This is a genomic window from Caballeronia sp. ATUFL_F1_KS4A (genome assembly GCF_023630905.1).
In the GTDB taxonomy this organism is placed as follows: Bacteria; Pseudomonadota; Gammaproteobacteria; order Burkholderiales; family Burkholderiaceae; genus Caballeronia; species Caballeronia zhejiangensis.
Genome location: NZ_JALQEB010000034.1, coordinates 34,128 through 46,297, shown reverse-complemented (window position 1 = coordinate 46,297; position 12,170 = coordinate 34,128). Strand labels below are relative to the sequence as shown.

At 63.1% G+C, this 12,170-nt stretch carries 12 protein-coding genes; 1 reads left to right on the top strand and 11 read right to left on the bottom strand.

Features of this window, described 5'->3' with window-relative positions; translation table 11 throughout:
* The first annotated feature begins 76 nt into the window (after positions 1 to 76).
* The gene (locus tag NCS03_RS20680) at positions 77 to 595 is read left to right on the top strand and encodes a GNAT family N-acetyltransferase (protein ID WP_250529692.1); all 519 of its coding nucleotides are present in this window, start codon (positions 77 to 79) and stop codon (positions 593 to 595) included.
* Between the two features lie 16 nt (positions 596 to 611).
* On the opposite strand, the gene NCS03_RS20675 is transcribed toward NCS03_RS20680, so the two are convergent.
* The 11 genes from NCS03_RS20675 to NCS03_RS20625 all read right to left on the bottom strand — a co-directional run bounded on the left by NCS03_RS20675 (position 612) and on the right by NCS03_RS20625 (position 12,164).
* Positions 612 to 2,081, bottom strand: coding sequence for an alkaline phosphatase family protein (locus tag NCS03_RS20675; RefSeq protein WP_008347891.1), 1,470 nt, complete (start codon positions 2,079 to 2,081; stop codon positions 612 to 614).
* 142 nt (positions 2,082 to 2,223) lie between these two features.
* The gene (locus tag NCS03_RS20670) at positions 2,224 to 2,595 is read right to left on the bottom strand and encodes a GFA family protein (protein WP_008347889.1); all 372 of its coding nucleotides are present in this window, start codon (positions 2,593 to 2,595) and stop codon (positions 2,224 to 2,226) included.
* A gap of 29 nt (positions 2,596 to 2,624) precedes the next feature.
* A complete protein-coding gene (locus NCS03_RS20665; RefSeq protein WP_008347888.1) occupies positions 2,625 to 3,017 on the bottom strand; it encodes a tautomerase family protein in 393 nt (130 codons plus the stop codon).
* A 103-nt stretch (positions 3,018 to 3,120) separates the two neighbouring features.
* Complete coding sequence (locus tag NCS03_RS20660) at positions 3,121 to 4,287, bottom strand: ABC transporter permease (RefSeq protein ID WP_250529691.1); 1,167 nt, start codon at positions 4,285 to 4,287, stop codon at positions 3,121 to 3,123.
* 9 nt (positions 4,288 to 4,296) lie between these two features.
* A complete protein-coding gene (locus tag NCS03_RS20655) occupies positions 4,297 to 5,451 on the bottom strand; it encodes an ABC transporter permease (RefSeq protein WP_250529690.1) in 1,155 nt (384 codons plus the stop codon).
* A gap of 6 nt (positions 5,452 to 5,457) precedes the next feature.
* The gene (locus tag NCS03_RS20650; RefSeq protein ID WP_008347883.1) at positions 5,458 to 6,150 is read right to left on the bottom strand and encodes an ABC transporter ATP-binding protein; all 693 of its coding nucleotides are present in this window, start codon (positions 6,148 to 6,150) and stop codon (positions 5,458 to 5,460) included.
* A 1-nt stretch (position 6,151) separates the two neighbouring features.
* Complete coding sequence (locus NCS03_RS20645) at positions 6,152 to 7,306, bottom strand: efflux RND transporter periplasmic adaptor subunit (RefSeq protein WP_239294906.1); 1,155 nt, start codon at positions 7,304 to 7,306, stop codon at positions 6,152 to 6,154.
* 132 nt (positions 7,307 to 7,438) lie between these two features.
* Entirely contained in the window at positions 7,439 to 8,245 is an 807-nt protein-coding gene (locus NCS03_RS20640) for a GntR family transcriptional regulator (RefSeq protein ID WP_008347879.1), read from the bottom strand.
* Between the two features lie 65 nt (positions 8,246 to 8,310).
* Entirely contained in the window at positions 8,311 to 9,609 is a 1,299-nt protein-coding gene (locus tag NCS03_RS20635; RefSeq protein WP_250503618.1) for an MFS transporter, read from the bottom strand.
* A gap of 91 nt (positions 9,610 to 9,700) precedes the next feature.
* Positions 9,701 to 10,738, bottom strand: coding sequence for an L-idonate 5-dehydrogenase (locus tag NCS03_RS20630; RefSeq protein WP_250529689.1), 1,038 nt, complete (start codon positions 10,736 to 10,738; stop codon positions 9,701 to 9,703).
* Positions 10,739 to 10,793: 55 nt separating this feature from the next.
* On the bottom strand, positions 10,794 to 12,164 hold the full coding sequence (locus NCS03_RS20625) for an MFS transporter (RefSeq protein ID WP_250529688.1): 1,371 nt from the start codon (positions 12,162 to 12,164) through the stop codon (positions 10,794 to 10,796).
* Positions 12,165 to 12,170 lie beyond the last annotated feature (6 nt).

Below are 12,170 nucleotides of genomic sequence, written 5' to 3'. Positions count from 1 at the left end.
TTCGTCCGTCTGCGAAGAGGAGATGTGAGGCGCCCGGCTATCATGGATGTCCCCCCATTTGTTCATTGCATGCGTTATGCAGAATGCCATCATCCCGCCGATCAGACGCCTGACGTCCGCCGACGCACAAGCGTTCCGCGATATTCGTCTCGAAGGCCTGCAGCGTTATCCAACGTCGTTCGGCGCTTCGTATGACGACGAGCGCATGCAGACGCCCGAATGGTTCGGCGCGCGCATCGCGGATCACGCGGTGTTCGGTGGCGACGGCCGCGATGGCACGTTAGCCGGGGTAGCCGGGCTGCTGGTGCCGACGGGCGCAAAGCTCCGGCACAAAGGCGTTCTCTGGGGCATGTACGTGCGCGAGAGTGCGCGCGGCACGGGATTTGCCGCTGCGCTCGTCGATGCCGTGCTTGCGTACGCGCGGGGCGTCGTCGACGAAATCAAGCTCGAAGTCGCGCCGGACAATCTCGCTGCAATGAGGCTGTATCGCGCGGCGGGATTCGTCGAATACGCGCGCGAGCCGCGTGCGCTGAAGATCGACGGCACGTATCACGATTCGGTCCTCATGACGCTCGACTTCGCGCGCGGTGCATAGCGCGTCGATCAGGAAATCACGAAGAAGGGAATCCCAGCGCAGTTGCCTTGGCGCGCAAGTCGGCGAAGCGCCCGCCGGGCGTCGGCGTCTGCGATGCGCCCTCCGCTGCTTTCGCCGTCCGCGACTTGTCGATGGTCTCGAGACCCGATCCTGTCGACGCCGTGTTCGAGCATTCGAGTCCGAACGGCCCTTGCGCCACCGTAATCGCGGGCGCATCGGTGCGTGGCGCATCGCTCAGATCGAGCGCGTAAGCCATGTTGAACGTGGTCGGATCGCTCGCGCGCACGCCCAGCGGATCGAGCCCGAAGCGCCAGGCAAGCAGTTGATGGATCGAACTCGGATCGAACGGATAGCGCGCCACGTTGTTCGCGCGCACGCGCGGTCCGAGCAATACGCATGGCACACGAAACCCCAAGCGGCCGTCGTTGCCGAGCTTCTGTTCCGCCTCCGACAGCGACTTGACCGGCGGCGCGACATGCTCGAAGAATCCGCCCCACTCGTCGTAGACGACGATCATGAGCGTCTTGCTCCAGTTCGGGCTCGTGCGCAGCGCTTCGTAGATTTGCGCGAGCAGGACCTGGCCGTTGCGGACATCGGCATGAGGATGATCGTCGTTGGACGTGCCGTTCGCCTCGCCGGCAAAGCTCGGATCGACCATGCAGAACGACGGCAGATTGCCGCCCGCCGCATCGGACAGGAAATCGGAAAAGAGCTTCGAGCGGCCGACGTAACGCGTGCCGTAAAGCGCCGTGAACGGCACGTCATGAAAGTAATACTTCGACGACACGTTCTTCGCATCGAGCCGGTCCCAGATCGTCGATAGCGACGATGTATCGAGCGTATCGCTCAAGCGATCCGTTTCGCCGCTATGCAGATAGACGCGGTTCGGAAACGTGTCGGCGAGAATGCCGCTCATGTAGTAATCGCAGACGGTGTATTGCGTCGCCGCCTGTCGATAGAACTCGAGATCGCTGCCGGTGAAGTAACCGATCGGCAGCAGATCGCCGCGCGTCTTGTTCGTATCCGGCGTGAGCAGGAAGCCGTTCATCGCGCCGTTCGCGAGATGCGTGCGGCCTGCGTCGTAGGCGTGATCGGGATCGGCAAACTGGCAGCCTTGATAACCAAACGCAGCGTTGGCGGACAGCGCGAATGTCGATTGCACCGTGCCGAACGCATCGGTGAACTGCTTGCCCGCCTGCACGCCCTCCGCGCCCGGCACCCAGCCGAGCATGTGATCGAAGGAGCGGTTTTCCATCGTCACGAGCACGATGTGATCGATGCCCGAAGTCTCCGGCGCGGGCAACGCCGGACGCGGCAGATTCGCGCGATCGGACGGAATCGTGCCGATAGGACTCGTCGGCGTGACGGTGCCCGAGTCATCGTCGCTGCCGCCGCCACCGCAGGCCGACAGCATCGCCGTGCTGGCGAACGCGGCAAGCAGACGCCGGCGTACCGCGTCGGGTTCGTTGGAAGGCTTGTGTGCCATGACGGCGCTCCATGTGAGTGTTGTTATCGAACGCCGTTCTCGGAAACGCGGTTGCGCCTTGAACATCGAACGCGAACGGCTTGTGGGTGCCGGGTTGTAGCACGCCGCGTTCCCGGCACCCTTCACTCACATGGCGACGCTGCTATGCGCGCCCCACTACCGAACTGCTCGCGCCGTCCTTGACGGGTGCATCGAGCGAATACGCATCCACGCCATCGACACAGCCGAGGTTCACGCGCCATTCAGCAGGATTCGAACGCGTTTGATGGAACGTGTAAATTCCACAGCGCTTGCAGAAGTAATGCTTCGCGACCTGCGTGTTGAATTGATAAAGCGTGAGTTCGTCCTCGCCCGACAGGATGCGCAACTTCTCTTTGACAAAGGGCGGCGACATGACCGCGCCGCGCCTTCGGCAGAAACTGCAATTGCAGCGCGCGGCGGGTTCCGGCGAAGTTTCGACTTCGAAGGTGATCGCGCCGCAGTGACACGCGCCTTTCAGGGTCGTCGGGTTCATCGTGGATACGGCTCCTTTGCGGTTTTCGGTCAGGCCGCGTCCTCCACGTACTGCGCGAGTCCGCGTCCGAACGACCAGTCTTCGCGGCGATTCGGCGCGAGCGCGATCATCACGTCGTCGGGCCGCAGTCCGGGCGATGCCGCGAGCTTCGCCACCAGTGTCTTGTAGAACGCTTTCTTCGTCGCCGTGTCGCGCCAGTCGCTCGCGGTGATGTGGATGAACACGACGTCGTCGCTGCGTTCGACACCGAGATAACCGGGATCGTAAATGAAGTGGTCGCGCTCGTGTTCGTCGATCAATTGAAAGCGGTCGTCGGCGGGGACCTTGAACGCTTCGACGAGCGCTTCGTGCACGCCGTTCGAGATCGCGCGGATATGCTCGCGCGGCTTGCCTTTCATGAGCGATATTCTGACGAGCGGCATGATGAAACTCCTTCGAGATCGAGTTCGGGTGATCTCGACTCTACGCCGCACAACGCATGTTGAATATTGAATACTTTCGGAGCGACCGTTCGACTAAACGGGATCATCGCGCGCGCAGCGCGTCCACGATATTCATCCGCGACGCCCGCATCGCCGGCAGGAATCCGCCGACGAGTCCCATCGCGAGCGAGAACCCGAGTGTCTTTGCGATCACCGAAGGCGTCAGGATGAAGCGGAACGACAAGTCCGCGAAGGTCTGAAAATTGGTCGTGGAAAACGAAGCGAATTGCATCAGCGCGGCGCACGAAAGTCCGGCCACGCCGCCGACCAGCCCGAGCAACAACGCTTCGAGCAGGAACGCCCCGAGCACGTCGAAGCGCTTGAAGCCGAGCGCGCGCAACGTTCCGATCTCCGCGACACGATTGGCCACCGACGCGTACATCGTGATCATCGCCCCGATCATCGCCGCGATCGAAAAGATGATCGACAGCGTGAAGCCGAGGATATTGATGAACGTCGACAGCGCCTTCGACTGATCGCCGTAGAACACCTGTTCGCGCTTCGCTTCGTCGGCGAGGCGCGGGTCCACGTCGATATCGCCGCGAAAGCGCTCGAATGCATCGCTGCGGGCGAGCCGCACGACCATCGACGAATAACTCGTGCGCCGGAACGATTGCATCAACTGATCGACGTCGCCCCATATTTCCGAATCGAAGCCGCTGCCGCCCGCATCGAAATAGCCGACGACGGTCCAGTCGCGCTGCGCGAAACGCAGGGAGTCGCCGATGCGCGTGCCGCCGAACCCCTTCGCGATGCTGCTGCCCACGATGATCTCCGACGAGCCGCGCCTGAACATGCGCCCCGCCGTGAGCTTCACTTGCGGACGCAATTGCACGCCCATCGGCGAGACGCCGCGAATCACGACGTTGGCGGGCGTGTTGGTGCCGAGCTTGGTGAGCGAGATCAGCACGACGGTTTCTTTCGATGCGAGCGGCTCGCCGTCGCCGTTCATCGCGACCGACGGATGCATCTCCATCGCGTTCGCCTGATTGCGGTCGATCGCGCTTTGTATCTCCGTCTCCGCGCCCTTTCGGATCACGACGACGTTGTCCGCTTCGCCCGTCGATACGAGCGTTTTCTTCAGTCCCGCGTCGAGCATCAGCACGGTCGCGAACACGAACACCACGAGCGCGAGACCGCCTGCCGTCAGCATGGTCGTGAGACGGCGCGCCCAGAGATTGCGTGCGACGTATGAAACGGGAATGGCCATCGCGCGTCCTCAGCCGATCGCCCGCAGGCCTTCGACGATGCGCACGCGGCTCGCCTGCACCGCCGGCACGATCGCCGCTGCCATCGCGACGGCGAACGCGCATGCCGCCTGCAGAAGCATCGTCTCGTGCGACACCATGAAGACCGGGAACACGCCGCCTGTGGCGTGCTTGAAGACTTCGGCCATCGGCGGCGTCGCCAGGATGCCGATGCCACCGCCGATCGCGCAGATTGCCATCGATTCGCCGAACACGAGCACCGATAGAAATGCGGAGCCGAAGCCGAGCGCCTTCAATGTCGCGTATTCGGTGATGCGCTCGCGCGCGCTCATTGCCATCGCGTTCGCCATCACCGCCATGATGATCAGGATCACTACATATGACACGACGCGTATCGCCGCGATGATCTGATTCGACATTGCGACGAAGCCGAGCTGAAACGCCTGCTCCGTTTCCGTCAGCGTTTCGGCGAGCGAGTTCTTGAAGACATTGTCGATCTTGCGCGACACGACAGCCGCTTCGTCCGGATACTTGATGCCGACCACGTACACGCCGACCTGATCGACATTGCGCTTGGTCGTCTTGCGGATCGTCTCGTTCAGATAGTCGTAATGAAAAATCAGTTGCCGCGTGATGGTCGATTCGTCGCGCCCTTCCATGATGCCGCGCACGACGAAGTCCCATGTTCCCGGATAGATCGTGCCCTTGAGCGGAATGACGTCGCCGACCTTGAAGCCGTATTGATCCGCGAGCTGCCGGCCGATGAGCGCGCCTTTGCGATCGCGTCGATAATCGGCGCGTTGCTGCTCGGGCACGATGAACTCGGGATAGAGATCGAGATAGTTGTCGGACACGGCGAACTGCGCGAAGAAGTTCTTCGGATCGCGATACACGCCGCCGAACCAGTTCGAGCGCGCAACGAGCGTCACGCCCTCGACGCCGCGTATGCGGTTCTCATAGGCGAGCGGCAACGGAAACACGAGCGAGATTGCATTGCGCGTGACGAGCCGCGCGTTCGATGCAGCCGCGGCGCCTGCATACCACGCATCGACGACGGTATGCAAAAGACCATATGCGAGCACCGCGATGGTCAGCCCGAGCACCGTCAGCGTGGTGCGCAGCTTGTGCCGCATCGCGTTGCGCAGGATCAGCTTGAACACGAACATGATGGCTTAGCCCACGGTTCCATCGATCAGCTCGCCTTTCTCCAGATGCACGAGCGCCTTCGCCGCGCCGGCCGCGTGCGCGTCATGCGTCACCATGATGATGGTCTTGCCGAGCTTGTCGTTGAGACGTTGCAGCATCGCGAGGACATCGGCGGCGGAGCTGCGGTCGAGATCGCCGGTCGGTTCGTCGGCGACGATCAGCTTCGGGTCCGTGATCAGCGCACGCGCGATCGCGACGCGCTGCTGCTGCCCGCCCGACAGCTCCGACGGATAGTGACTCATGCGATCGGCCATGTTGACCATGTCGAGCACCATCGCGACGCGTTCCTTGCGCTCGTGGCGCGTGAGGCGCGTGAGCATCAGCGGCAACTCGACGTTCTCAAACGCGGACAGCACCGGCATCAGGTTATAGAACTGGAAGATGAAGCCGACGTTCGCCGCGCGCCAGTCGGCAAGCGCGGCTTCGGGCAGGCGCGTGATATCGAGTCCGCCGACGAGCAACTCGCCGCTATCGGGCCGGTCGATGCCCGCGATCAGGTTGAGCAGCGTGCTCTTGCCCGAACCCGACGGCCCCATCAACGCGACGAAATTGCCTTCCGCGATGGACAACGTGATGTCGGTGAGCACCGGCACGGTCTGCACGCCGCGCCGATACGACTTCGCGACGTGGCTGATCTGAACGAGAGGCGTCGTGCTCACGTTATTTCTTCGCCAGCGTGACTTTGGCGCCGTCCTTGATCTTGTCGCCGGGCGCGAGCACGAGCACGTCGCCGGGCTTCACGCCCTGCACGGCCAGCAGATCGCCGATGCGCTCGCCCGTCGTCACCGGCACTTCGCGCGCGGCGTCGTGATCGACCACGTAGACCACTTTCCTGCCATCGCGCGTGACGACCGCCGATGGCTGCACGGCGACAACCGCCTTCTTCTCCTCGGGCGGCACCGGCTTCGACAGGAACGCGACTTTCGCGGACATATCGGGCAGCACGCGCGAATCGCGTTCGACGAAACGCACTTTCACGAGCACGGTGGCTTTGGATCGATCGACCGTCGGCACGATGCGCGACACGCGGCCCGCGAAGCGCGCGTCGGGCAGCGCATCGAGTTGAATCTCGCACGGCTGATCGACAGCGATGCGCGCGATGTTCGACTCGGCGACATCGGCTTCGACTTCGAGCGTCTTCATGTCGGCGATGGTGACAACCGCGCCCTTGCTGTCCGACGCCGATGAGAACGGCGTGATGTTGTCGCCGACATTCGCGTGCTTCTCGATCACGACGCCGTCGAAGGGCGCGCGAATCACGGTTTGATCGACGGCTACTTGCGCTGCCTGCGCGTTGGCTTGCGCGGAGACGATCGCGGCTTCGTCGCTGTTGATCGACGCCTTGGCCTTGTCGAAGCGGGCGAGCGCGGCATCGTACTGTGTCGCCGGAATCGCGCCTTGCGGTGCGAGGATCTTGTAGCGCTTGAGATCGACTTCCGCGTTCTTCAGTTCGGCGCGCTGCAGCTCGAGATTCGCCCGCGCGACCTTGACCTGCGCCTGGGCCTGCGCGAGCGACGCAGCCACGTCATTGCTCTCCAGCCGCGCGATGATCTGCCCTTCCTTCACCGGCGTGCCTTCGAGCACGCCGAGCCATTCGACGCGCCCTTGTCCTTTCGATGCGACTGCGGCCTTGCGTTGCGGCACGACATAGCCCGTGGCGTTCAGAAGCGTATAGCTCTGCGACGGATACACCGACGTGACCGTGGCGGTTTCGACGGCCTGCGGGCCGGTGAGACGAAACGCCACGCCGATGAGCGCGAGCAGAATCGCAACGATGATGGCGTAACGAAGCCAGTTGCGCCGGCGCCGCGGCATCGCGGCAGACGGACCCCGGTCGATCTTGAGTTTTTCTAAGTTGTGTTCAGCCAATTTTGGACGTGCGCCGCGGGATGGGCCCGCGGATCGGCATGCGGTGAAAGGATGGTCAGTATAGCGCTGTCCTTTCAATCAGCTTCCCAAGGCCACCCGCTCCGGCTCGTCGGGCTCGAACCAATCGGGATTGCGTTCCGCGATCGGATGCAATGACACCAGAATCTCGCGCAGATGCGCGCGCATCGCTTCCTCGGCGCCATCGGGATCATGCGCCTTCAACGCGCTCACGATGCGCGCATGCTGCTTGATGAGCAGATCGAGCGGCGATACATCCGGCAAGCTCAGATAACGCACTCGATCCATCTGCGCCTTGATGTCCTGGATCGTGTCCCATGCAGCGACGCAGTCGATCGATTGCGCGATCTGCATGTGGAACTGTTCATCGAGTGCGAGAAAGGCAGTGGTGTCGTTCACTTTCGATGCGCTCTTCTGCTCGCGAAGATTCGCGGCGAGATCGTCGAGTTGCGAATCGGTGATGGCGACCGCGGCCTTGCGCGCGACCGCCGTTTCGATCGCCTCGCGAATGAAACGCCCTTCGCGCACCTGACGCGGCGATATTTTTTTCACGAAGGTGCCGCGCTGAGGCAACACTTGCAGCACGCCCGCCTCGACGAGCTTGATGAAGGTCTCGCGCACCGGCTGCCGCGAAACCTGGAACATCTCCGCGACTTCCTTTTCGGAAAGCGGCGTGCCGGGCACGAGTTGTCCCGCGAAGATAGCCTGACGCAGCGCCCGAAAAATCTGCTTGCCGATGGGCTCATGCGAGTCGTGCGATATCGCCGAAGTCAGATCGGGCAATTCGAACTTCTGCGATGCGAGCGGCCTGCGTACGCGCGCACGCCGCACTGCAGCCGAGCCATTCGACACGATACCGTCTTGCATGATTGAACCTGAACGCTAATGAGGAGAAAGCGAGCCACGTTCGCGCGCCTCGCTTCCCGATACTATCACGCAGCACTCGCCGCGCTTTCACGCTTCGCGCGCGCTTTCGGCTCGCGAATCCATACGAGCGAACACAGCGCGCCGAGCACCGCGATCGCGCCCGCCAGAACGAAGGCGCTGCCATACGCCCCGTGCGTCGCCTCGACGATGAAGCCCGTCACCGCCGGTCCGATCACGCCCGCGAGATTCGCGAGCAGATGCACGAAACCGCCCACGCCGCCGACGTTCTCGCGCCGCACCGTGTCCTGAATTACGGCCCAGTACACGGACCCGGTTACATAGAGGAAGAAGATCGTCACGGACATCAACGCCACCGCGCCCTGCGTGCTCTCCACACGCCCCGCGAACGCGACGCACAGCGCCGCCATGCCGAGGCACACGGTCAGCACGACGCGGCGCGACATGAGCGGCTTGCCTGTGATACGCAGAATCGCATCGGTGATGAAGCCGCCCGCCGCGAGCCCGATGCTGCCGAGCAGCCACGGAATCACCGTCGCAAAGCTCATGTCGCGCAGCGACATGTGATGCGCTTCGGTCAGATACGTCGGGAACCACGAGAGAAAGAAGAACAGCACGTAGTTGTATGCAAAAAACGCGAATGCCGTGGCGAGGATGATCGGCTGACGCAGATAAAAGCCGAGATTCGCCTGCTTGCCGTGCGTGCCGTGCTCCATCGACGCGGCGTCCTGCTGGCCCGCGACGATCAGATCGAGTTCGGCCTGCGTGACGCGCTTGTTCTGTTGCGGATGCTCGGTCGTCGAAAGCGCCCAAAGCACGAGCCACGCGAAGCCGATCATCATGATGATGACGAACGCCCAGCGCCAGCCGAACTGGATCGCCATGTAACCGACGACCGGGCCGGCGAGCGCGCCGCCCAGCGGCGTCCCCGAACTGATGACCCCGATCGCGCTCGCCACTTCACGACGCGGAAACCAGTTGTTCACCATCTTGCTGTTCGACGAGCTGAACGGTCCCTCTCCCATGCCGAAGAGCACGCGCAGTACGATCAGCGACACGAGACTGCTCGCCAGCGCAGTCGCACCGCAAAACAGCGACCAGATGCCCATTGCGCCGCCGAAGACTTTCTTCGCGCCGATCCTGTCCGACAGCACGCCGCCGACAAAATTGAATAATGCATACCCGATGAAAAAGCTGCTGAACACGATGCCCATCTGTGCATGCGTGAAATGCAGGTCTTTCTGGATGAGCGGAGCGGCGATGGAAAGCGCCGCGCGGTCGAGATAGTTGACGACGCCCGCGAGGAACAGCAGGCCGACGACGAACCACCGCTGACTTTTGATCATGTCGAGTCTCCGATGCACCGCTTCTTGTGGCCTTCCGGTCCGGCGGTTTCATGAATGATGAATTTTGAATGCCGATGCCAAGTGGCGCCCGTCAGTCGAACTGGAGATGCACCTTCATCGATTGAGAGCGATCCAGCGCGACTACGAATGCACGATTCGCTTCGGCGAGCGGAAATGCGTGCGTCATCAGCGGACGAAGGTCGATGCGCTGCGAGGCGATTTCATCCGCGGCGATCGCGTATTCATCGGTGAAGCGGAACGAGCCCTGATAACGCAGCTCTTTCGCCATCACGAGGTTCGCCGCGACCGGCGACTGACCGGCCGGCAGATTTCCGAGCTGGATCACCGTGCCGCCCGCACGCACCGAGCGCAACGCGGTGTCGAGACCGGCGGGGCTGCCCGATGCCTCGATCACGACGTCGAAGGTGCCGCGTTCGCGCGACCAGGCATCGATGCGCGCCTGATCGTTTGCGAGCACGGTCTCGTCGGCGCCGAGCGACGCCGCCATCGCGAGCGCCTTGTCAGCAAGATCGAGCGCGACGATGCGATGCGCGCCCGCGCGCCGCGCGGCGGCCAACACGATGCAGCCGATCGGCCCGCAACCCACGAGCAGCATCTTCGCGCCGACGAGCGGGCCGGCGAGCTTCAACGCGTGCAGCGCGACAGCAAGCGGCTCGGCCATCGACGCCTGCGCGAAATCGAGTGTATCCGGCACCGGAACGCATTGCCGCGCGGCTGCCGTGATGCATTGCCGGAACATGCCCTGCATATGCGGGAACGTCGACGCGCTGCCCATGAAGCGCATCTTCAGGCAATGGTTCGGCATGCCTTTCACGCAAAAGCGGCACGTTCCGCAATTCAGGCCCGGATTCACCGCGACCCGCTGGCCGACTGCAAGGCCCGTCACGCCCTCGCCCAGCGCGGCAATCTCGCCCGCGACTTCGTGACCGAGCACGAACGGCTCGCGCACGGCGAAGTCGCCGCTTTTGCCCTTGAAGTAATACGAAAGATCCGACCCGCAGATGCCGCCCGCGCGCACGCGAATCTGCACCTGTCCGGGTTCTGGTTCGGGCCTGTCGATCTCGTCGATGACGAGCTTCTTCGGTTCGTGTAGAACGGCTGCGAGCATGATCTATGTCCTGGAATCTGCGGTTTGCACTTTGTATAAAGCGTTTTGCATGCAATCAACGGCGGGCGGCGAGCGCCGGTTCTGCGTTCGATCCGGCGATCGCGGCATCGTGTTGCGGCGCGCCCCAGTCGTGCAGATCACGGCCGACGCGCGCCGGCGCGGTCTCGGGCAGAAGCAGAAGCGAGATCGTCGAGACGATGCCGAGCGCGGCAACGTACACGATGAGACCGATCGAGCTTCCGCCCGTCGCCTGAATCAGCTTCACCGCGACGAGACCTAGCACGCCGCTGCCGATCAGCGAACCGATCTGCCAGATGAGCGCAATGCCGCTGCATCGCACGCGTGCCGGAAAGAGCTCGGGAAAGAGCGATGCTTGCGGTGCATAACAAAGGCTGTGGCCGACGGTGATCGCGAGAATCATCACGGTCTGGATCGCGAGGCGGCTGCCGCTATCGATAGCGTGAAAGAGCGGCATGACGAGCAGCACATGCAGCACTGCGCCCGCGATGAATGTCGCGCACCGACCGATGCGATCCGACAGTGCGCCCGCGAGCGGGATCGCAATCAGTTCGAGCACGACCGCGACGATGATCGTCTGCAGGAGCAGCGAGTCCGCGATGCCGTGCGCGCGGCCGTAGGCGAGCACGATCATCGTGTACATCGCGAACGTGCAAGCCTCGATCAGCTTCGCGCCGACACCCTTCACGATCGTCGCGCCGTGCTGCTTCACCACTTCCACGACGGGCCGCGATTCGACCGCCTTGGTCTCGCGGATCGCCGCGAACACCGGCGATTCCTCGGTGCGCAGTCGAATATAAAGCCCGACGACGACAAGCACGATGCTGCCGAGAAATGGCAGACGCCAGCCCCAGTCCATCAGTTGTTCGTGCGTGAGCATCGCGGTGAGAACGGCGAAGATGCCCGATGGGATCAGAAAGCCCGCGGGCGCGCCGAGCTGGACGAGGCTCGCGAAGAAGCCGCGTTCGCGCGGCGGCGCATATTCGGCGGTGAGCAAGACCGCGCCGGCCTGCTCGCCGCCGACGCCGAAGCCTTGCAGCACGCGGATCAGCACAAGCGCCGCCGGCGCCCAGATGCCGATCTGCGAGTAATCCGGCAACAAGCCGATGGCGAACGTGCCCAGACCCACGATCAGAATGGTGACAATCAGCGCTTTCTTGCGGCCGATCTTGTCGCCGAAATGCCCGAACACGATACCGCCCACAGGCCGCGCGACGAACCCGACCGCATACGTGGCGAACGCGGCCAGCGTGCCGATCAGCGGATCGTGGCTCGGAAAGAATTTTGCGCCGAACACGAGCACCGCTGCCGTGCCGTATACGAAGAAGTCGTAATACTCCGCCGCCGTGCCGATGGTCGATGCCGCTGCCACCCGGCGCAGCATCGCGCTGGTTTCCCTGTGTGCCATGTCTGT

Coding starts and splice junctions, on each gene's coding strand:
- NCS03_RS20680 (WP_250529692.1), top strand. CDS start 77: ATGCAGAATGCCATCATCCCGCCGATCAGACGCCTGACGTCCGCCGAC.
- NCS03_RS20675 (WP_008347891.1), bottom strand. CDS start 2,081: ATGGCACACAAGCCTTCCAACGAACCCGACGCGGTACGCCGGCGTCTG.
- NCS03_RS20670 (WP_008347889.1), bottom strand. CDS start 2,595: ATGAACCCGACGACCCTGAAAGGCGCGTGTCACTGCGGCGCGATCACC.
- NCS03_RS20665 (WP_008347888.1), bottom strand. CDS start 3,017: ATGCCGCTCGTCAGAATATCGCTCATGAAAGGCAAGCCGCGCGAGCAT.
- NCS03_RS20660 (WP_250529691.1), bottom strand. CDS start 4,287: ATGGCCATTCCCGTTTCATACGTCGCACGCAATCTCTGGGCGCGCCGT.
- NCS03_RS20655 (WP_250529690.1), bottom strand. CDS start 5,451: ATGTTCGTGTTCAAGCTGATCCTGCGCAACGCGATGCGGCACAAGCTG.
- NCS03_RS20645 (WP_239294906.1), bottom strand. CDS start 7,306: ATGCCGCGGCGCCGGCGCAACTGGCTTCGTTACGCCATCATCGTTGCG.
- NCS03_RS20640 (WP_008347879.1), bottom strand. CDS start 8,245: ATGCAAGACGGTATCGTGTCGAATGGCTCGGCTGCAGTGCGGCGTGCG.
- NCS03_RS20635 (WP_250503618.1), bottom strand. CDS start 9,609: ATGATCAAAAGTCAGCGGTGGTTCGTCGTCGGCCTGCTGTTCCTCGCG.
- NCS03_RS20630 (WP_250529689.1), bottom strand. CDS start 10,738: ATGCTCGCAGCCGTTCTACACGAACCGAAGAAGCTCGTCATCGACGAG.
- NCS03_RS20625 (WP_250529688.1), bottom strand. CDS start 12,164: ATGGCACACAGGGAAACCAGCGCGATGCTGCGCCGGGTGGCAGCGGCA.